The following is an 18,362-nucleotide window of genomic DNA, read 5'->3' on the forward strand; positions in this document are numbered from 1 at the left end:
CTTTCGCCGAATCCACGGCGAAAGGACAGTCAGTTGCAACAGATTCGATTACGGCAGGTTGGTGGCGCCCATCAGGAAGCGGTCCACTTCACGTGCCGCCTCACGGCCCTCGTTGATGGCCCAGACGACCAAAGATTGGCCGCGGCGCATGTCGCCGGCAGCGAAGACACCCTCCACATTGGTGGCATACTTGCCGTAAGCAGCCTTGGCATTGGAGCGCTCATCCTTCTCGACGCCCAGCTGGTCCAAGAGCTGGTTCTCCGGACCGGTGAAGCCCAGGGCCAAAAGCACAAGCTGCGCCGGGAACACACGGTCGCTGCCCGGAACCTCGACCGGTGCGAACCGGCCGTTGGCATCCTTCTTCCACTCGATGAGAACGGTATGAACTTCCTTCACGTGGCCATTCTCATCGCCCACGAACTTCTTCGTGGAGATCAGATACTGCCGGGGATCGCCGCCGTACTTGGCCGCAGCCTCCTCCTGGCCGTAATCCATCTTGTACACCTTCGGCCATTCCGGCCAAGGGTTGTTGCCGGCCCGGCCTTCCGGAGCCTTCGGCATGATCTCGAACTGGTACACGGAGCTGCAGCCGTGGCGCAGGGAGGTGCCCACGCAGTCCGTACCGGTATCGCCGCCGCCGATGACGATGACGTCCTTGCCGGCTGCGGTGATGTATTCGCCGTCCTCCAGATTGGAATCCAGAAGGGACTTGGTGTTCTTGTGCAGGAATTCCATCGCCAGGTGGATGCCCTTCAGGTCGCGGCCTTCCACCGGAAGGTCACGGCCCTTGGTGGCACCGCCGCAGAGCACGATGGCGTCGAATTCGGCCTTCAGCTTCTCAACGGGGTAGTCCTTGCCCACCTCGGTATTGGTCACGAAGGTGACGCCTTCCTCGGCCAGCAGATCTACGCGGCGCTGAACCACTTTTTTGTCCAGCTTCATGTTCGGGATGCCGTACATGAGCAGGCCGCCGGCGCGGTCCGCACGCTCGAAGACCGTGACGGTGTGCCCGGCTTTGTTCAGTTGGGCCGCCGCAGCCAAGCCGGAGGGACCGGAGCCGATCACCGCCACCTTCTTGCCGGTGCGGGTCTTCGGAGGCTCGGCGTTAACCCAGCCGTGCTCGAAGCCGTGCTCGATGATGGAGTACTCGATGTTCTTAATGGTCACGGAGCTGTCGTTCAGACCGACGGTGCAGGAGCCCTCGCAGGGCGCCGGACAGACGCGGCCGGTAAACTCCGGGAAGTTGTTGGTCTTGTGCAGACGGTCCAGCGCTTCGCGCCACATGCCGCGGTACACCAGATCGTTCCATTCCGGAATCAGATTGTGAACCGGACAGCCGGCTGCCATGCCGTTCAGAAGCTTGCCGGTGTGGCAGTATGGAATGCCGCAGTCCATGCAGCGTGCGCCCTGGGTGCGAAGACTATCTTCTGACATGTGCTCGTGGAATTCCCCAAAATGGCCGATCCGCGACAACGGAGCTTCGTCAGCCGGGAGTTCACGCTTGTATTCCATAAAACCTGTTGGTTTTCCCATGATTCTCCTCCTAAGGTTATACGCCCGGAACGGCCGGAGAGCCGATCGGCTCTCCATCCGCTCCAAGCCATGCTGGGCTTAGTTGCCTCCGACGCGGGCGGCGCTGCTCATGTTTTCCTTGAATGCGGCCATGATGGCTTCGTCCTGGTTCAAGCCGGTCAGCTTCGCCTTCTCGATGGACTCGAACATCCGCTTGTAATCCTGCGGAATGACCTTGACGAAGTTGAAGACACTCTCTTCCCAGTTGTCGAGAATCCGGTGGCCTACGGAGCTGCCGGTATATTTGACATGGTTGCGGATCATCAGCTTGACCTCGTTGACCTCATACTGCTCGGTCAGGCTCTCGACGAAGACCATTTCCTTGTTGATCTTGCTCTTGAAGGTGCCGTCGGCGTCATACACGAACGCCACACCGCCGGACATCCCTGCGGCAAAGTTGCGGCCGGTCGGGCCCAGTACGACCACGCGTCCGCCGGTCATGTACTCACAGCCGTGGTCGCCTACACCCTCGACGACAACGCGCACGCCGGAGTTCCGAACGGCAAACCGCTCGCCGGCCACACCGCGGATGTATGCTTCCCCGTCGGTGGCGCCGTAGAAGGCCGTGTTGCCGATAATGACGTTCTCTTCCGGCACGAAGGAGGAGCGCTCGGGCGGGAAGATGACGATTTTGCCGCCGGAGAGGCCTTTGCCCACGTAGTCGTTGGCGTCGCCTTCCAGGGACAGGGTGATGCCCTTCGGTACGAAGGCGCCGAAGCTTTGTCCGGCGGAGCCGTTGAAGTGCAGGCGGATGGTGTCGTGTGGCAGGCCCTCCAGCCCGTAACGGCGGGTCACTTCGCTGCCCAGGATCGTGCCGACGACGCGGTTCACGTTCTTGATCGGCATGATCGCATGGACGTTCTCTTTATTCTCCAGAGCCGGCTTACATACAGACAGCAGCTCCTTCATATCGAGAGACTTCTCCAGGCCGTGGTCCTGCTCCATCTGGCAATAGCTGCCATAATCGGCCGGAACCTCCGGCTGGTGAAGCAGGGCGGACAGGTTCAAGCCCTTGGCTTTCCAATGATTCTCCGCATGGGCGGTCTCCAGCACGTCCGTGCGTCCGACCATCTCTTCGATGGACCGGAAGCCCAGCTCCGCCATCAGCTCGCGCGCTTCTTCGGCGATGAACGTCATGAAGTTGACGACATGCTGCGGGTCGCCGGCGAATTTGGCACGGAGCTCCGGATTCTGGGTCGCGATGCCCACCGGACAGGTGTCCAGGTGGCACACGCGCATCATGACGCAGCCCAGTGCGATCAGCGGCGTGGTCGCGAAGCCGAATTCCTCGGCGCCCAGCAGTGCTGCAACGACGACGTCGCGGCCGGTCAGGAGCTTGCCGTCGGTTTCCACCGTGACCCGGCTGCGCAGGTTGTTGAGCAGGAGCGTCTGATGGGTTTCGGCCAGGCCGAGCTCCCACGGAAGACCTGCGTTGTGAATGGAGGTTTGCGGCGATGCGCCGGTGCCGCCGTCATAGCCGGAGATCAGCACGACGTCCGCTTTGCCCTTCGCCACGCCTGCGGCGATGGTGCCTACACCCACCTCGGATACCAGCTTCACGCTGATCCGGGCACGCGGGTTGGCGTTCTTCAGGTCGTGGATCAGCTCCGCCAGGTCCTCGATGGAGTAGATGTCATGGTGCGGCGGCGGCGAGATCAAGCCCACGCCTGCGGTTACGCCGCGGACTTCCGCAACCCAAGGATACACCTTGCGGCCCGGCAGCTGTCCGCCTTCACCCGGCTTGGCGCCCTGCGCCATCTTGATCTGAATCTCGTCCGCGTTCACCAGGTAGTTGCTCGTCACGCCGAAGCGTCCGGAAGCCACCTGCTTGATGGAGCTGCGGCGGGAATCGCCGTTGGCGTCCGGAATGAAGCGCTCCGGATGCTCGCCGCCCTCGCCGGTGTTGCTGCGTCCGCCGATGCGGTTCATCGCGATGGCCAGCGCCTCATGCGCCTCCTTCGAGATGGAGCCGAAGGACATGGCGCCGGTCTTGAAGCGCTTGAAGATGGATTCCAGCGGCTCCACCTCGTCCAGCGGAATGGAACGGCGCTCTTTCTTGAACTCCATCAGGCTGCGGAGGGTATATTTCACTTCGTCGTCGCGGTTGATCAGCTTGGAGTACTTCTTGTACAAGCCGTAGTCCCCGGTGCGGCAGGCGGTCTGCAGCGTATAGATGGTCTCCGGGTTGTACATGTGCTCCTCGCCTTCGGCACGCCATTGAAGCTGGCCGCCGCTCTCCAGGACACGGTCGCGACCTTCCTGGGCGGTGTAGGCCTTCTTATGGCGAAGCTCCACTTCCTTGGCGATGGTCGCCATATCGATGCCCTCGATACGGGAAGCGGTCCAGGTGAAGTACTTGTCTATGACGGATTGGCTGATGCCAACGGCCTCGAAGATCTGGGCGCCGCGGTAGCTCTGCACGGTGGAGATGCCCATCTTGGCCATCACCTTGGTCACGCCCTTGATGCCGGCCTTCAGGTAGTTGTAGACCGCCTTCTCATAGGTGACGTCCGTCAGCATGTTGGTCTTGATCATATCGTCCAGCGTCTCGAACGCCAGGTACGGATTGACAGCGCTGACGCCGTAGCCCAGAAGCAGCGCGAAGTGATGCACTTCGCGGGGCTCGCCGGATTCCAGCAGCAGGCTGACCTTGGTGCGGGTCCCGGCGCGGATCAGATGGTGGTGCAGGCCGGATACGGCCAGAAGCGCCGGAATGGCGGCCAGCTCTTCGGTAATGCCGCGGTCGGTCAGGATCAAGAGGTTGGCGCCTTCGGCAATCGCCTTGTCGGCTGCAGCGTAGAGCTCCTCCATGCCCTGCTCCAGACCTTCCCCGCCTTGATTCACACGGAAGAGAATCGGCAGGTCCTGGGACTGGAAGCCTTCCCGCTGGATATGGCGGAACTTGGCCAGGTCCTCGTTGGAGAGGATGGGGCTCGGCACGCGGATCTGGCGGCAGCTCTCCGGCTCCGGCTTGATCAGGTTGCGCTCGGGACCGATGGTGGTTTCCTGGGCGGTGATGATCTCCTCGAAGTTGGAGTCGATCGGCGGGTTGGTGACCTGCGCGAACAATTGCTTGAAGTAGTTGTACAGCAGCTGCGGCTTCTCGGACAGTACGGCCAGCGGGGCGTCGTTGCCCATGGATCCGATCGGATCGACGCCGGTCTTGGCCATCGGCTCCAGGAACTTGCGGATGCCCTCATAGGTGTAGCCGAAAGCCTGCTGGCGCTGGGTTACGGTCTTGTGGTCCGCCTTCGGCAGCTCCGGCGCGGCCGGCAGATCGCTCAGGCTGATCAGGTGCTCCTTCAGCCACTCTTGGTACGGATGCTCGTTAATGATGCGGTCCTTGATCTCATCATCGGAGATGATGCGGCCTTCCACCGTGTCAACCAAGAGCATGCGGCCCGGACGCAGGCGGTCCTTACGGGCAATCTTATCCGGAGCCAGGTTCATCACGCCTACCTCGGAGGCCAGTACGATGATGTCGTCGGTCGTCACGTAGTAGCGGGAAGGACGCAGTCCGTTGCGGTCCAGCACGGCGCCGATGATGGAGCCGTCGGTGAACGCGATGGCCGCCGGACCGTCCCACGGCTCCATGAGGCAGCTGTGGTATTCGTAGAAGGCGCGCTTCTCGGGGCTCATGCCCTCATGCTTCGACCACGGCTCCGGAATCATCATCATGGCGGCATGCGGCAAGGAACGGCCGGACAGCATCATGAATTCCATCGTGTTGTCGAACATCTGGGAGTCGGAGCCCTCGTTATCGATGATCGGCAATATCTTCGACAGATCGTCGCCGAACAGGTCGGTGTCGCACATGGCCTGGCGGGCATGCATCCAGTTCACATTGCCGCGCAGGGTGTTGATCTCGCCGTTATGGATCATATAGCGGTACGGATGCGCACGCTCCCAGCTCGGGAAGGTATTCGTACTAAAGCGGGAGTGCACTAAAGCGAGCGCGCTAACAACGGCAGGGTCTTGGAGTTCCAAATAATAGGCATCGACTTGGTCGGGAGTCAGCATGCCCTTATAAACAATGGTCCGGCTGGATAAGCTGGAGAAGTAGAAGGCGTTCTTGTAAACGGAAGATCTCGCGGCGTTCTCCGCGAGCTTGCGGATGACATACAGTTTGCGCTCGAAAGACAGGGCATCCTTCAGGGGGCCGTTGGCGCCGATAAAGACCTGACGGACGTAAGGCTCCGCAGATTTGGCGAAGTTGCCCAGCGAGGAGTTGTCTACGGGCAGCGTTCTCCAGCCGAGCAGCGTTTGGCCTTCTTCCTGAATAAAGCCTTCCAGCATGCTTTCCGCTTGGGCGCGGAGTTCGGCATCCTGGGGCAGGAAGACCATACCGACGCCGTACTTGCCGGCTTCCGGAAGCTCGAAGCCGTGAGCGGTTACCGCTTTGCGGAAGAAGGCATCCGGAATCTGCATGAGAATGCCGGCGCCGTCGCCGGTGTTCGTCTCGCAGCCTTGTCCGCCGCGGTGGTCCAAATTGCAGAGCACTTGAAGCGCCTGGCGAACAATCTCATGGGATTTGCGGCCTTTGATGTCGGCGACAAAACCGATGCCGCAAGCGTCATGCTCGTATTGCGGGTCATACAGTCCCTGCTTGGGAGGCAATCCATTCTGGGTCATCATTGTGCAACCTTTCCTTCACGTTTTTTGGGCCGAACCGATAAAAATTATTGTTTCGGCACGGGTGTCTCGATTATATTTTTTTAATTTTAACACCACATGTCAGCTGAATCAATTTAAAAATGTTCTGAAAACAATCGAAAAATCAGATTGTTGTAAGCGCTTCACGATTCTCCATCCGGGACGAATTTGTAGCCGACGCCCCAGACCGTTCTTACATATTTGGGATTCTTCGGATCGGACTCGATCTTCTTGCGGAGGTTGGTGATGTGGACATCCACGGAACGCTCGGTCACGTAGGTGTCCAGCCCCCGGATCTTGTTCAGCAGCTCTTCCCTGCTGAACACCTTGCCCGGATGAAGCCACAGCAGCTTCATGATCTCGAACTCGGAATAGGTGGTCTCCACCGCCCGGTCCTCCACATACAGACAGCGGCGGACCATATCCACCTGCACGCTCTGACGCACTTCCTTGGCTGCGGCCGCTTCGGCCGCGGGCGCCATCGACGAGCGGCGGAGCAAGGCCGTCAAGCGAGCTGCCAGCTCCCGCATGGAGAACGGCTTGCATAGGTAATCGTCCGCCCCGACCAGAAGCGCGTTCACGCGATCGGACACTTCCTTCTTGGCGGATACCATCAGAATCGGCTTCAGCGACACGGACCGGATCTCGCCGCACAAGGTAATGCCGTCCGTATCCGGCAGCATTACATCCAGGATGATGACATCAGGGTCGGTTTCCTGGAGCAGATGCTTGCCTTCTGCCCCGTCCGAAGCGGTAGCGACGGAATATCCTTCCTCTTCCAAATAAATGGTCATCATCTCCGCAATGCTCTGATCGTCCTCTACTATGAGCACCTTGGCCATGGCCCCGCTCTCCTTTTCCCCCTGGGATGAAAATCCTGCCTGCCCATCCTCGAATTTGCACGGCCGCACCGGACTAATCCGGTGTTTTTAACGCATTTCTAACATTTCTCTATTACTTTTCTTAAACTTTCCTAAAACCAAAACCGGATAATAGAGACAGCTTATCTTCATGCTATCTCATTTCCATAGGCTTAGACAAGACTTTTTCCCGAGAATCGGGCGGTTTTTGTTGCCAAATGGCGAATAATCATAGGCTTCCGACTATAGATGGAAGAAAGGGGCTTGCAGAATGAAGGTACTCATCGTAGACGACGCCGCATTCATGCGTATGGTGCTTCGAAAAATCGTGGAGGAGGCCGGGTACGAGGTGGTCGGCGAGGCGGCCAACGGCGAGCAGGCCGTGCAGGAATTCCGCCGCTGCAAGCCGGATGTGGTGACGATGGATCTGACCATGCCCATCATGGACGGCATCGTCGCCACCAAGAAGATCCGGGAGCTGGATCCCACCGCCAAAATACTGGTGACCTCCGCCATGGGCCAGGCGGTCATGGTGAAGGACGCCATTCACTCCGGCGCATATGATTTCGTGGTCAAGCCCGTGGACCAAAACCGTTTCCTGGCCGCATTGGCCAACGCCAGGCCGAGATGACGGCGCGTCTTCTCAGCGTGAAGCGGCCTCTCCCCTTTCTGCTGCCTGCCCTGCTTGTCATCCTGGCCGGATTGTCGGGCTTCTTCCCGGTCAGGCTGCTTTTCGGCGTCGAATTCCTTACCGCAGGCTTCTTCGCCTTCACCGGTACCGCCCTGTTCGGTCCGTTCTGGGGCATCGCCGCCGCGGTGGCAGGCTCCCTGCCTTCTTATTTCTACTGGTCGCATCCGTACGCTTTTCTTATCCTGGGGGCGGAAGCCGCCTTCACTGCCTGGCTGACCACACGCAGAAGGCTGGATTTGACCCTGTCTGTGCTGGTCTATTGGCTTCTACCCGGCCCTCTTCTGGTAGGCTTCATCTATAAGGAGCTTCTTCATGTGTCCCACGCAAGCGTTCTCTTCGTCCTCTTCAAGTTCAGCGTGAACGGACTAATGAGTGCTGCGGTGGCGGCCATCCTGATCCCTTGGCTCCACGGGCGCCTGCAGCAGCTCAGCCCGGTGTACCGGGAGCGTTCCGCCGTCAGGTCCGCCTCCCCGATGCTGAGCCTGACGCAGCTGCTGTCCAATCTGATGATTGTGCTCCTGCTGTCGGGAATGCTCATCCAGATGACCTACACCAGCTCGAAGCAGATCAAGGGCTCGGAGAACAGCGTGATCAGCCGTCTCCAGCATGTGGCAGCCACCTTGAACAAACACCTGGACGCCGAGAGCGGAGACCGCGAAGCCGTCTTCACCGCCTTCGCCGCCCGTACGCCGGAATATACGCTTTATCTCATCGAACGGGAGCATCCGGAGCGGATTATGCGAGGTGACGGCTGGCAGGTTTCCCCACCGGCCTATTTGTCCCCCGGTCTGAAGGGAGAATCGATTCGTAGGCTCAACAGCCAAGTCGCCCTCTGGTCGCCTCAGCCCGGATCCACCAGTCGTATTCAGCAGCGGTTGAAATCCTACTACTACATTAAGGCCGACCGAACGGGGGACACCCGTTACCAGATCGTGGCCTCCCTTCCCGCCGACAAGTATTGGAACCAGATCTATCAGGATCTGTCCCAAAGCCTGGCCATGGTCTACTTGCTGACGGGTCTGGCCTCCATCATCATCTTCCCCGTCTGCCGCAGACTGACCAAGAAGCTCGTCTTGCTGTCGGAGCAGTCGGGAGCCTTCTCTTCCCGGATGGGCACCGGCTACCGCCCGGAGTGGCCCGACAGCCGGTTCAAGGAGATCCATACCCTCTCCTCCTCCTTGAGTCTCATGGCCGAGGAGCTGAACCGCCAGTTCGATGAAATGGAGCATCGCCAGCTCCAGCTGGCCCGGCACGCCGCTGATACGACCGTAGAGCTGGAGCAGGAGCGCAACAGGCTCGACGGCATCCTGACCAATATCAAGGATGTGGTCTGGTCCATCGACGCCCGGACCGGAGAGCTGCGTTATGTAAGTCCCGCCTGCGCGGACCTGTACGGATATTCGGAGGACTACTTCTACTCCGGACCGGATTGGGTCAATATGCTGATCTACGAGGAAGACCGCCCCTTCGTCATCGGGTATCTCAACAGTCCCAGCCGGCAGGCCACGGGTCACGCCACGCTCCGCTACCGCATTCATCATCCCGACGGCACGCTCCGCTGGATTCAGGACCGCTCTTGGCGGGTATGCGACAGCACCGGCCGGACCGTCCGGATCGACGGTATCGCCTCCGACATCACGGAGATGCTCCGCTCCCAGGATGCGCTCTTGCAGCTCAGCTTCGAGCTGGCCCAGGAGAAGGAGCAGATCGAGATGCAGCGCAATATTACCCAGAGCATCCTGGAGGCGACCCGGGAGGGAATGGTGCTCTGCGGCTCGGACGGGTCCATTCTATTCGCCAACAGCCGGCTGAAGGACTTCTTCGGAGCTTGCTGCTCCCATGCCGGCACCATCCAGGAGCTGTTCGGCAAGCTGCCCGGCTTGGATCCCGAACCTGCCAAGCTCATCCTGGACGGACTTCAAGCTTTCCTGCAGAAGAATCCCGCCGACGCGTCCTTCCAGCGCAACTTCTCCTACAACGTCGGTCAACAGGTCTTCCACTATTCCCTTTATGCAGCGCCGATTCTGGATAACGCCGGTTTGGACGGCGGCCGGCTGCTGGTCTTCCGGGACCGGACGGAGGAGGAACTGGAAGAGGTGCTGAAGGAGGACCTGGCCAATCAGATCTCCCATGAACTCCGGACGCCGCTCACCTCCATTCTGGGCTTCAGCGAGATCATGAACCAGAAGGAGCTTAACCCGGAGCGTAGGAAGCAGTACACGGCCACGATCTATAACGAAGCGGTGCGGCTGTCCCGGCTGGTGGACGACTTCCTGGACCTCCAGCGGATGGAGGCCGGCCATCAGCGCTACTTCTACGTTCCCCTGGACGTCCGGGACCTGGTGGCCCAAGCCGCCGAGCATTGGAGCCTGGCCGACCAGCGGCGGCTCCGTCTCGAGCTGCCGGAGGAGCCGGCTATGCTCCTGGCCGATACGGACCGGCTCAAGCAAGTTCTTCTCAATCTTATCGGCAATGCCTTCAAGTACTCGCCCCAGAACGGTCCCGTCACCGTCACCGTCCGGCACGATAACGGCATGGTCTACATCGACGTCAGCGACGAGGGTCTCGGAATCCCCGAAGCGGACAAGGACAAGATCTTCCGCAAGTTCTACCGCGTGGAGCACCCGGACCGCCGCAAGATTGCAGGAAGCGGCCTGGGGCTGCCCATCGTCAAGGAGATCGTGGAGGCCCACAAGGGCGAGATCACCTTCCGCTCCGAGCACGGGGCGGGAAGTGTCTTCTCCGTATGGATGCCGGCCTATCGCATTCCCCGGGCGGACGGCAAGCTGCTCTTGATCACCCGGGATGAGGAATACGGCCGGGAGCTGGCTGCTGCACTAGCCGGAGAAGGCATTCCCACCCTGTCCCTGCGCTCCTTCGAAGAGGCGCTCCTGGCGATCCGCAGCACGGATGGAAAACCCTTGGCTGTAGCCGCGGATCTCTTGGGCGCAGGGCTCATGAACGGCCTGGAGTTCACCGCCGAGCTCCGCGGTGGAGGCCGCTCGGCTCCTCCCCTCCTCTTCCTGGAGACCATGGACCGGGGCGGGCCTGCCCTGAACCGGGAGCGGACCCGCTACGTCAACCGCATCTACACTGCCTGGGATCTGCTCCGTCTCTTGAACCGTGCCGTCCAGGAAGGGGATTCCGCCTTCCGTTGCAGCTTTCCGCCACAGGACCCCACTCCGCTGACGGCTCAATTGTCCAAGCTGGGGCTCGCTCCGGAACGGATTGTGGAGGACGGAGACGGACTGACCGTCGTGTTCGGTTGACAGCCGCCTGTTATTTCCTGACCGAAGGCCGATATTCAAGCCCTCCGAAACATGCTATGCTTAGGACTGGTTCCAAAGAAGGCAGAAGCTGCGGAGAGGAATATGCAGATTGGCTAAATTGTATTTTCGCTACGGCACTATGAACAGCGGCAAGTCCATTGAAGTCCTGCGCACCGCCCACAACTACGAGGAACAAGGCAAAGGCGTGCTCCTCTTTACCCCCGCCATCGATGACCGTTACGGCACCGGAACGGTGGCCTCCCGGATCGGCATGCAGAAGTCGGCGGTCATCATCGACGAGCACACCGACATGTACGCCCTGGCCAAAGCCCAGAAGCCCCATTGCGTCCTGATTGACGAATGCCAGTTCTTGAACAAGGCCCAGGTGAGCCAGCTGACGGACATCTGCGACGATCTGGACATTCCGGTCATTGCCTATGGGCTCCGGTCGGATTTTCTCGGCCAGCTCTTCGAGGGCAGTCTCCATCTGTTCGCCATCGCGGACAAGATCGAGGAGATCAAGACGGTCTGCTGGTACTGCAACTCCAAGGCGGTCATGAACATGCGCTGCAAGGACGGCATCCCCGTATTCGAAGGCGAGCAGATTCAGATCGGCGGGAATGAGAGCTACATTCCGGTCTGCCGCAAATGCTATAAATCGCTTAAAGTCAAAGCAGGCACCCGTGCCTGAAACGAGCCCATAATCCGGCCTACTGGGCCCCTGCCGTTCCGGCGGGGGCCTTTTTGGCATATCATGAAGCATTACCGCCTGGGGGTGGCGTCAAATGCGGGACAACCTTTGGAAGCTCTGGATCTTCATCTATTTATCCTTATGGTTCGTAGGCAGCAGCGCGGGTCTGCTGTGGCTCATCAGCGGAGATATGGCTTCCGGCTGGAACGGCGACGATTGGGCCGGCATCCGGGTCTATGTCATCTATGCGTTGGCCGGCTGCATGGGCGGAACGCTGTATGCCGTACGGGCTTTCCATCAATTCTACGACCAGCCGCTTCAGAAACGGTTTATCTATTGGTATCTCATGCGGCCTTATATGTGCGGGGGCACCGCCATGGTGCTCATCATCCTCCTGGACAGCGGCATCCTGCTCCTGCAGGCGGGCGATTCGATCCCGGCGCGGATCGGCCTATCGTTCCTGGCCGGCTTCGGCTACGGCAAATTCATGGAGAAGCTGACCCATCTGACGGAGGCGCTGTTCAACGGCAACGGGGACAAAAGAAGCGGCGGCGCGCCGGGCACGCCGGGAGCAGCAGACAACCGGGATAACGTAAAAAAATAAGGGCCCGCCAGCTTGGGGCCCCTTATTTTTTTGATGGATCCTGGTGACGGGAGGGGCTCAATGGGCTATACTGGGTGAATTGAACAACGTTCCATTCATCCGGAAAGGACGCCGACTATGAACGCCACACGCGCTCCACTGCCCAAATGGGCCCTGACCCTGCTCTTATTGGCGGGCATCGCCGCCATTTCCTTCTCCTCCATCTTCATCCGCTGGTCGTCGGCCCCGTCGTCGATACTGGCCATGTACCGGCTGGTACTGACCGTTCTCCTGATGCTTCCCTTCCTGCTGCGCCAGCGCCCGGACCTCCGTACAGTCACACTCCGGGATTGGCTCATGATGGGAGCCTCCGGGGTGTTCCTGATGCTCCACTTCCTCCTGTGGATGGAGTCCCTTCGGTACACCTCCGTCGCCAGCTCCACCATCCTGCTCTCCCTGGAGCCCATGTTCGTGCTGGCCGGTGCCTACTGGCTCTTCCGGGAGAGAACCACAGCCCGGGCCGTCTTGGGCATGTCCGCCGCCATCGCCGGCGCCGGACTGATCGGCTGGGGCGATGTGGGCATATCCGCGAGAGCCCTCCAGGGCGACCTCCTGTCCTTCCTGGGCACGGCCGCCGTGGCGGTCCACATGCTGATCGGTCAGAGCCTGGCGCGTCGTATCCCGACTCTGCTCTACAGCATTACCGTCTTCTCGGTAGCAGCGGCCGCCTTCTTCCTCTACAACCTGCTGACCTCTACGCCGATGACCGGTTACGGTGCCCGCGATTGGGGCATCTTCCTTCTCCTGGCCGTCGTCCCCACCGTGTTCGGGCATGTGCTGTTCAACTGGCTCTTGCAGTACGTGAACGCCGCCACCGTCTCCATGAGCGTGCTCGGCGAGCCGGTTGGCGCCACGCTGCTGGCCTACCTCCTGCTCGGGGAAAAGCTGAACCCGATGCAGGCCGCCGCAGGCTTGATCATCATCTGGGGCGTCTGGTTCTTCCTGCGCCACAATCGGGTCCATTACGAGCAGCGGGAGAGCGGCACGCCTTCCACGGCGGCGTAAGCCCCGTCACATGAACATGAACCGCCGGTCCTTGGGGCCGGCGGTTTGCTTTTGCCCCCTACCGGTGCATGATGATGATTCCCGAGATGATGACCAGAGCGCCCAGCAGCTTGTTCAAGGTCAGCGCCTCGTTCAGGAGCAGCGCGCTTAAGACCATAACGAACACGTAGCTCATGCTGCCCAGCGGGTACGCGTGGGTCAGCGGGTTCTTCGAGAGCACCTTCATCCAGATGAGGGAGCTGACTCCGAAAAGCAGGAGCGCCATCCCGAATTCGGGGATCCGCGCGATGCGGGTCAGGTCGCTCCACAGGGTGTCGGGGGACAAGGTTAACGAACCCAGGCGGTCGGAGCCGGACTTCATGAGAATCTGGCCGACGGAGCCCAGGAATACGGACATCAGCATCAATCGGATCATAGCGGCTCCCCCGATCGGGCGGCGTGCTTCCTTGGCAGACGGACCGGTTGCATGGACTATCCCTTCCTTTATGGCGAAAATGCCGGACAGTACCACTATATGACTCCCCTTGTCCGAATATCTCAACTCTCTTTCCTCCAGAACATGACCCGGTTGCTGAAGGACTTGCACTTCGGCTTCCGGCGGCCCTCCTTGTTGAAGATCAGGACGGCGTTGATCTCCCCGCCGATCAAGATGATCGTGCTGCTTAAGTAGAGCCACACGAGGAGCACGATGACGCCCCCGATGCTGCCGTAGGTCTTGGCATACGTATTGAAGTGATTGACGTAGGCGGCGAAAGCCAGAGAGATGCCCACCCAGCTTACGCTGGCAAAGCCCGCTCCGGGCAGCACGCTGCGGAAGCTCAGCCGCCGGTTCGGGGCGTTCCGGTACAGCAGCATGAACACCAGGAAGGCGATGCTGACCGTAACGGCCAGCTTGACCGCGTCCCATACCGTCTCGAACGTAGCCGGAAAAGCCCACTGCCGGAACATTTGCTTCCCCAGCAGATGCCCGAAGACCAGCAGGGCGATGGTGATCATCAGCACCAGCACCACCGCCAGAGTATACACCACCGAGATGGCCCGGACCCTCCACCAGGGACGGGTCTCCTGCTCGTCGTAGGCTTTGTTCAGCCCCTTGACGATGGCGTTCAGCCCGTTGGAGGCAGCCCACAGGGTGGCTAACATACCAAAGGACAATAAGGCATCGTTGCGTTCCTTGACGATTTGACGGATAATATCGGAGATGACCAAGAATGTGGCCTCGGGCAGCATCACGGCCAGATTGGACCAGACCTCCTCCTCCGACAGCGGGGTTAGCCCCGCCAGCGTCAGGAGCACGATGAGGAAGGGAAAAAAGGACAGGATCAAGTAGTACGTCATCTGCGCCCCCAGCGCCGCAACCTCATCGTCCTCATACCTGCAATACAGATCCTCCAGAAATCGGATCAGTCTCTTCCACATTACGGCGTACCCCCCAGGAATCGGATACCCGTTATTTTGGCCTGCATTGCGGCATGGAATACTTCCGGCGGCCGCAAGCTCACGCAACCAGCCCGTACGGGCCGCATTCAATCGGTAGGAGGCTCGACTTTTGATCAGACATGGTTTGACCATTCCGAAGCATATGAACGAACGTCAGCTGATCGAGGTCCGGGAGCTGGCGCGGGTATGCGACGCCGCCGAAGGCATCGAGCTGAAGCTCAACTGGAGCATGCTGGAGAAACGCCCCGACGGGGAACCGAATGATTTCCTGTGGTACGAGAACGGCCGCCTCGTCGGCTTCCTGGCTCTGTACCACTTCAATCCGAACGAGGCCGAGGCCGGCGGCATGGTCCATCCCGGCTACCGGCGAACCGGCATCTTCCGGGCGCTGCTGGAGCGTGCCATGGAATCGGCCCGGAGGCAGCGTGTGCCGAAGATACTCTTCGTCTGCCCCCACCGCTCCGAGTCGGCGCAGCGCTTCTTGAAGGCGGCGGGAGCCGTCTTCACGGTCTCCGAATTCGGCATGAAGCTGGAGGAGATGCCGAAGCCGGAGGCCGCTGCAGGTCCCGGAGAAGCCGGACAAGCCCTGGTCCATCTCCGGCGTGCCGGGCCGGAGGACCGGGAGCTCATGATCCGCCTGGATTCCGGCGGCTTCGAGATGTCCGAGGCGGATGGCGTGTCTCTCGTCGAGATGATCCTGGCCACGCCGGAGGAGGAATGGCCGTATATCGCCTACACCCCGGAGGGCGAGCCCGTGGGCCGCATCAATATCCATACCCGGGACCGCAATGCCCACTTCTTCGGCTTCTCCGTGCTGCCGCAGCACCGCCGCAAGGGATACGGGCGACGGATTCTGACGGAGGCCATCCGCATCGCCGCCGCCTACGACCTGCGCAGCATGTCCCTGGAGGTCGCCTGCGAGAACCACAAGGCCATGGAGCTGTACCACAGCTGCGGCTTCCGCGAGAATTACGTCAATGATTACTACAAGCTGGACGTCCGCTAAGGCCGTCCCAACATAAAGAGGCTGAACCGGTGCTTCCGGTTCAGCCTCTTTTGGGTATATGCGTATTAATAGAGAATCGGCTGGGATTGCAGGCTGCCGCGCTGCTCCAGGTAGCGGAAGAAGGCGACCGCCGCTTGGGCGCGGGTCACTTCCTCCTGGGGCAGGAAGAGCCCGTCGCTGGAGGAGGACATGATGCCCAAGCCCAGGACCAGCGCCACGTGCCCTTGGTGGGTCACGCTGCCGGAGTCCGCAATATCAAGACGGAACAGGCTGCTCTTCTTGGCCAGCTCGTTATAGCCCAGAGCGCGGACGATGAGCTCTGCCATCTCCTCGCGGGTCATCGGCTGGTCGGGATTAAAGTTGCCGTCCGGGTTCCGGTCAATCAGGTTCCGGTCCACCGCGTTCTCCACGTAAGCGAACAACGAGCTGCCGTTCTTCACATCGGCGAAGGAGGCCGGACGGGCGCTGTCGTAGGCGGCGTAGAAGTAGCCTCCGTTCATGGCCGTCAGCAGCATCTTGATCATCTCGCCCCGGGTGGCCACCTTATCCGGGTTCACCTTGCCCTCTGTAAGCTCCAGAGCGTTGTATTCCACCATCAGGTCCATCTCACGGCCGGCCCAATGGCCTTCCGTGTCGGAGGCGCGAACCTTGCCAATGACGGTTTTGGCTCCGTTGTTCATGGTTCTCCATTCGCCCGTTACCGCATCCATGAACACATTGAAGGTGGATTGGCTCTTCGGAACCGGGGTGTAGATCAAGGAATAAGAGACCTTCTCGCCCGTTGTGGAAGGCGGAATCTCCCCGGCGGCCACCATCAGGTTGTATTTCTCAATGGGGATGTCGTAAGGATAGATGCCTCCGCCTGCGTTCTTCACCGTATATTGAAGCTCCAGGCTGTATTGCGCCAACCACAGGTCCAGCGCCTTGGCAGGATCCAGAAGAGCCGGCTTGGTGTCCGGATAAGCGGTGTCGGACAGGCCGTTGTTGAAGCTGACAACCTCGCCCGTCTTGCGGTCGATGGAGATGTTCACGGTCTCTCCGCCCGCTTCCATGCCATCAATTACCCGCTTATAGGTGTAGGCGTGAACCAGCTTCGTCAAACGGAGGGTCTCCGGGTATGCCGACGGATCCTGATAGACGGGAACCAGCTGATGGGTCCGATAAGGCAGAAGCTTCTTCACCAGCGCCTCCGCTTGGGATTTGCCTGCCTCGTAAGTCACCTTCTCGTCCTTCGCTTCCACTTGGGAAGCGGGATAGTAGGAGGGGTTCGAGTTGAAGGAGAGGATCTCGCCTGTCGTAGCGTTGACCGCCGCATAGATGTAGAACTTGGAGGGCAGCATCTTGGCCGTATCCTTGCTCTTCTCCTTGCCTTCCGGTACGGTCCAGTTGATGTTCCAGGTCCCTTCCTGCTTGCCGCCGTACGGTCCCATGCTGCTCTCGTTATACGACGCATTCTCCAGAACGGCTCCCTCGGGCAGCTTGAACGTGGAGGTGACGGCCTGGATGGCCTGGTCCTGGGTCAAGAGCCCGCCCGGCTTCGGTGCGGAGCCCAACGGCTTCTCCGTCAGCGGGGACGTGACGTCGGAGGAGCGGTTGTTCTCCGGCCACACCTTGCCGGTGACCGCATCCAGCGCAACGGCATTCAGCTGGTAAGCGGGAATCAGGGGGATCTCCTTCTTAAAGTTGTCATAAGGCCTGTAGTAGGATGCTACGACCTTCGACTGCTGCTTCCACAGCTCCAGCGCCTTCTCCTTGCTCAGGGCTGCGGAGACGTCATCGAAACGGGCGTCCGCTTCCCAATTGTAGTTGAATTCCGTAAGCATGCCATTGCCGTCCACTGATACGCTCAGACCGTTGTTCGGGAACGGGATGCCGTTAACCGTACGGTCATAGCGGAACGTGTAGCGGACGTCCCCGTTCAGAGGCGTGCGGAAGTTTTCCTCGAAGGTTGTGTTGTACCGGGTTTCCTTGAATTCAGCCGGGTACAGCTTGGCGATGAACGCTTCGGCCAGCTCCTTCGCGTCCTTCATTCCGGTCTTGGGCGGATAGCTGGGCCGGCTCTCCGGATCGCTCGAATAGCTGTAGAAGTGGAGCAGCTTGCCCGTGTCCGCATGGACGGAAACACTGATGTTGCCGTAATAGCGGTCGCCCTTCATCTTGGAGAAGTGGATGCCCCAGCTGCTGCCGGAGCCTCCTGGCACCTTGCCCCCGGGAACCGCCTGGAAGTTGACGCTCTCCACGGTGTAATCCTCAGGCACCTGGGCGTATTGGCGGGCCAATGTAATGGCCTCGTCCTTCTTGATCTTGGTATCGGTCGGAAGCTGGGCGGACGACGGCTTCGAAACCGCCGCATCCGTAGAGGCCGCGGGCTTGGCGGTGGATGCGGCATTGGTTGACGCGCTGCCCTCGGCGGCCAGAATGGAGGGGCCAGCGGCTGCCGGGAGAGCCCCGGATAACAGCAGTGCGGCGCTGATCCCGATGATGCCGGCTTTACGGGTGGATTTCATAGACGAAGTACATCCTCCTTTGGGT

At 60.3% G+C, this 18,362-nt stretch carries 12 protein-coding genes; 6 read left to right on the forward strand and 6 right to left on the reverse strand.

Features of this window, described 5'->3' with window-relative positions; translation table 11 throughout:
- Positions 1 to 48: 48 nt before the first annotated feature.
- From ACSEXW_RS03495 to ACSEXW_RS03505, 3 genes are all read right to left on the reverse strand, one after another.
- Positions 49 to 1,533: a glutamate synthase subunit beta gene (locus tag ACSEXW_RS03495; protein ID WP_438444704.1), complete on the reverse strand. Its 1,485-nt coding sequence runs from the start codon at positions 1,531 to 1,533 to the stop codon at positions 49 to 51.
- A 78-nt stretch (positions 1,534 to 1,611) separates the two neighbouring features.
- Positions 1,612 to 6,204, reverse strand: a complete 4,593-nt coding sequence (gene gltB / locus ACSEXW_RS03500) for a glutamate synthase large subunit (RefSeq protein WP_438444840.1) — start codon at positions 6,202 to 6,204, stop codon at positions 1,612 to 1,614.
- A gap of 164 nt (positions 6,205 to 6,368) precedes the next feature.
- The gene (locus tag ACSEXW_RS03505; RefSeq protein WP_438444705.1) at positions 6,369 to 7,067 is read right to left on the reverse strand and encodes a response regulator transcription factor; all 699 of its coding nucleotides are present in this window, start codon (positions 7,065 to 7,067) and stop codon (positions 6,369 to 6,371) included.
- A gap of 289 nt (positions 7,068 to 7,356) precedes the next feature.
- Between ACSEXW_RS03505 and ACSEXW_RS03510 the strand changes: the two genes are divergently transcribed.
- From ACSEXW_RS03510 to ACSEXW_RS03530, 5 genes are all read left to right on the forward strand, one after another.
- A complete protein-coding gene (locus tag ACSEXW_RS03510; protein ID WP_438444706.1) occupies positions 7,357 to 7,716 on the forward strand; it encodes a response regulator in 360 nt (119 codons plus the stop codon).
- Positions 7,713 to 11,045 carry an ATP-binding protein gene (locus tag ACSEXW_RS03515; protein ID WP_438444707.1) on the forward strand — a complete coding sequence of 1,111 codons (3,333 nt, stop codon included), beginning with the start codon at positions 7,713 to 7,715 and terminating at the stop codon, positions 11,043 to 11,045. Before ACSEXW_RS03510 ends, ACSEXW_RS03515 begins: the two co-directional genes overlap by 4 nt.
- Before the next feature lie 109 nt (positions 11,046 to 11,154).
- Complete coding sequence (locus ACSEXW_RS03520) at positions 11,155 to 11,736, forward strand: thymidine kinase (protein WP_438444708.1); 582 nt, start codon at positions 11,155 to 11,157, stop codon at positions 11,734 to 11,736.
- A gap of 94 nt (positions 11,737 to 11,830) precedes the next feature.
- On the forward strand, positions 11,831 to 12,340 hold the full coding sequence (locus ACSEXW_RS03525) for a hypothetical protein (RefSeq protein ID WP_438444709.1): 510 nt from the start codon (positions 11,831 to 11,833) through the stop codon (positions 12,338 to 12,340).
- A gap of 117 nt (positions 12,341 to 12,457) precedes the next feature.
- Positions 12,458 to 13,384, forward strand: a complete 927-nt coding sequence (locus tag ACSEXW_RS03530) for a DMT family transporter (protein ID WP_438444710.1) — start codon at positions 12,458 to 12,460, stop codon at positions 13,382 to 13,384.
- Between the two features lie 58 nt (positions 13,385 to 13,442).
- Here the strand turns inward: ACSEXW_RS03530 and ACSEXW_RS03535 are convergent, their stop codons facing one another.
- Both ACSEXW_RS03535 and ACSEXW_RS03540 read right to left on the reverse strand, forming a co-directional pair.
- Positions 13,443 to 13,799, reverse strand: a complete 357-nt coding sequence (locus tag ACSEXW_RS03535) for an EamA family transporter (protein ID WP_438444711.1) — start codon at positions 13,797 to 13,799, stop codon at positions 13,443 to 13,445.
- A 122-nt stretch (positions 13,800 to 13,921) separates the two neighbouring features.
- A complete protein-coding gene (locus ACSEXW_RS03540) occupies positions 13,922 to 14,803 on the reverse strand; it encodes a YihY/virulence factor BrkB family protein (RefSeq protein ID WP_438444712.1) in 882 nt (293 codons plus the stop codon).
- A 130-nt stretch (positions 14,804 to 14,933) separates the two neighbouring features.
- Between ACSEXW_RS03540 and ACSEXW_RS03545 the strand changes: the two genes are divergently transcribed.
- Positions 14,934 to 15,830 (forward strand): GNAT family N-acetyltransferase, encoded by an 897-nt coding sequence (locus ACSEXW_RS03545; protein ID WP_438444713.1) that lies wholly within the window; start codon positions 14,934 to 14,936, stop codon positions 15,828 to 15,830.
- A 65-nt stretch (positions 15,831 to 15,895) separates the two neighbouring features.
- On the opposite strand, the gene ACSEXW_RS03550 is transcribed toward ACSEXW_RS03545, so the two are convergent.
- A complete protein-coding gene (locus ACSEXW_RS03550) occupies positions 15,896 to 18,337 on the reverse strand; it encodes a YcdB/YcdC domain-containing protein (protein ID WP_438444714.1) in 2,442 nt (813 codons plus the stop codon).
- Between the last annotated feature and the right edge of the window lie 25 nt (positions 18,338 to 18,362).

Source organism: Oryzibacillus soli, from assembly GCF_051594765.1.
Taxonomy (GTDB): Bacteria; Bacillota; Bacilli; order Paenibacillales; family NBRC-103111; genus Paenibacillus_AR.

What these genes read in the sequence shown, in the direction of transcription:
- ACSEXW_RS03495 (WP_438444704.1), bottom strand. Translation starts at nt 1,533, where the DNA reads ATGGGAAAACCAACAGGTTTTATGGAATACAAGCGTGAACTCCCGGCT.
- gltB (WP_438444840.1), bottom strand. Translation starts at nt 6,204, where the DNA reads ATGACCCAGAATGGATTGCCTCCCAAGCAGGGACTGTATGACCCGCAA.
- ACSEXW_RS03505 (WP_438444705.1), bottom strand. Translation starts at nt 7,067, where the DNA reads ATGGCCAAGGTGCTCATAGTAGAGGACGATCAGAGCATTGCGGAGATG.
- ACSEXW_RS03510 (WP_438444706.1), top strand. Translation starts at nt 7,357, where the DNA reads ATGAAGGTACTCATCGTAGACGACGCCGCATTCATGCGTATGGTGCTT.
- ACSEXW_RS03515 (WP_438444707.1), top strand. Translation starts at nt 7,713, where the DNA reads ATGACGGCGCGTCTTCTCAGCGTGAAGCGGCCTCTCCCCTTTCTGCTG.
- ACSEXW_RS03525 (WP_438444709.1), top strand. Translation starts at nt 11,831, where the DNA reads ATGCGGGACAACCTTTGGAAGCTCTGGATCTTCATCTATTTATCCTTA.
- ACSEXW_RS03530 (WP_438444710.1), top strand. Translation starts at nt 12,458, where the DNA reads ATGAACGCCACACGCGCTCCACTGCCCAAATGGGCCCTGACCCTGCTC.
- ACSEXW_RS03535 (WP_438444711.1), bottom strand. Translation starts at nt 13,799, where the DNA reads ATGATCCGATTGATGCTGATGTCCGTATTCCTGGGCTCCGTCGGCCAG.
- ACSEXW_RS03540 (WP_438444712.1), bottom strand. Translation starts at nt 14,803, where the DNA reads ATGTGGAAGAGACTGATCCGATTTCTGGAGGATCTGTATTGCAGGTAT.
- ACSEXW_RS03550 (WP_438444714.1), bottom strand. Translation starts at nt 18,337, where the DNA reads ATGAAATCCACCCGTAAAGCCGGCATCATCGGGATCAGCGCCGCACTG.